General features: G+C 68.9%; 1 protein-coding gene. It reads right to left on the reverse strand.

Features of this window, described 5'->3' with window-relative positions; all coding sequences use genetic code 11:
- Positions 1-51: 51 nt before the first annotated feature.
- Positions 52-1,317, reverse strand: coding sequence for a glycoside hydrolase family 18 protein (locus AXW62_RS23635; protein ID WP_060946274.1), 1,266 nt, complete (start codon positions 1,315-1,317; stop codon positions 52-54).
- Between the last annotated feature and the right edge of the window lie 389 nt (positions 1,318-1,706).

Raw genomic sequence — 1,706 nt, forward strand, 5'->3', positions numbered from 1 at the left:
GGGGGGAGCCGTGGTGGCTCCCGCCCGCGTCGTCAGGGGGGTCGTACGGGGTCAGCTGATGGACTTGATCAGCTCACCGTTGGAGGTGTCGCCGCTGAGCTCCCAGAAGAAGGTGCCGCCCAGGCCCTGCTGCTGCTTGTAGTTCATCTTCCCGGCGATGGTGGCGGGGGTGTCATAGCTCCACCACTGGTTGCCGCAGTGCGCGTAGGCCGTGCCCGCGACCGTGCCGGTCGCCGGGCAGGCGTTCTTGAGCACCTTGTAGTCCTCGATGCCCGCCTCGTAGGTGCCGGGCGCGGCGCCGGTCGCGGTGCCACCGGGGGCGTCCTGGGTGACCCCGCTCCAGCCGCGTCCGTAGAAGCCGATGCCCAGCAGCAGCTTCGAGGCCGGGACGCCCAGGCCCTTGAGCTTCTGGATGGCGGCATCGGTGTTGAAGCCCTGCTGCGGAATGCCGCTGTAGGAGTTGAGCGGCGAGTGCGGGGCGGTGGGACCCTGTGCGGCCCAGGCGCCGAAGAAGTCGTACGTCATGGGGTTGTACCAGTCGACGTACTGCGCGGCGCCCGCGTAGTTGGCGGCGTCGATCTTGCCACCGGAGGAGGCGTCGGCGGTGATCGCCGCCGTCACCAGGTTGGACGAACCGAACTTGGCGCGCAGCGCCGCCATCAGGTTCTTGAAGGCGTCCTTACCGCTGCTGTCGCAGGTGTTGCCGCAGGCGTTGGGGTACTCCCAGTCGATGTCGATGCCGTCGAAGACGTCCGCCCAGCGCGGGTCCTCGACCAGGTCGTAGCAGGACTGGGCGAACGCCGCGGGGTTCCTGGCCGCCTCGCCGAACCCGGAGGACCAGGTCCAGCCGCCGAAGGACCACAGCACCTTGAGGTTCGGGTGGAGCTTCTTCAGCTTGCGCAGCTGGTTGAAGTTGCCGCGCAGCGCGCCCGCGTCCCAGGTGTCGGCCTTGCCGTCGACGCTGCTCGCCGCGTCGTACGCCTTGTCGTAGTCGGCGTAGGCGTCGCCGATGGCGCACTTGCCGCCGGTGACGTTGCCGAAGGCGTAGTTGATGTGGGTGAGCTTGGCGGCGGAGCCCGAGGTCTCGATGTTCTTGACGTGGTAGTTCCGCTGGTAGATGCCCCACTCGGTGAAGTAGCCGACGACCTTGTTGCCGGCGGCCTGCGGAGTGGCGGTGGCGGCCTTGGACACGGCGGCCGTGGCCGTTCCGGTGCTTTGGGGTTCACCGGCCGCGGCCGAGCCCGCGAGCAGCGTGGCGGTCAGAACCGCGGTACACGACGCCGCGAGCGCGGCGAAAAGTCTGCGTGGTCTGAGCATGGAATCTCCTCGGTGGGGGGTGAGGGGAGAGTGAACTGCCCGACGACCTGCCCACAGCTTGACATGAACGCGCAGGGCAGGGTGGAGAAACGGTAGAAGGACTAGACCAGTGGGGTCAATGGTCTGGGCCAATTTGCTCCGCGCGTGCGAAGTTGTGGGGACGCGCGCGGGAAACCGTTGGTGGTGCCTGTGCGAAGTTGGTCGACAGCGGGCGACGGGCAGCGAACGGCTCCCGATCGGCCGCGCCCCGGCCGCCGCGGCACCCGATCAGGACAAGCGCATCGCGCGCCACCGCCGCCGGAATCACTGCGCGGGTCGCACGGGAGGGGGCGCTGCGTGCGGTGGCGGGTTACGCGCGAGGGCTTCCCGTGACGGCGCGCTATGTGCGT

This window comes from Streptomyces hygroscopicus subsp. hygroscopicus, assembly GCF_001553455.1.
Taxonomy (GTDB): domain Bacteria; phylum Actinomycetota; class Actinomycetes; order Streptomycetales; family Streptomycetaceae; genus Streptomyces; species Streptomyces hygroscopicus.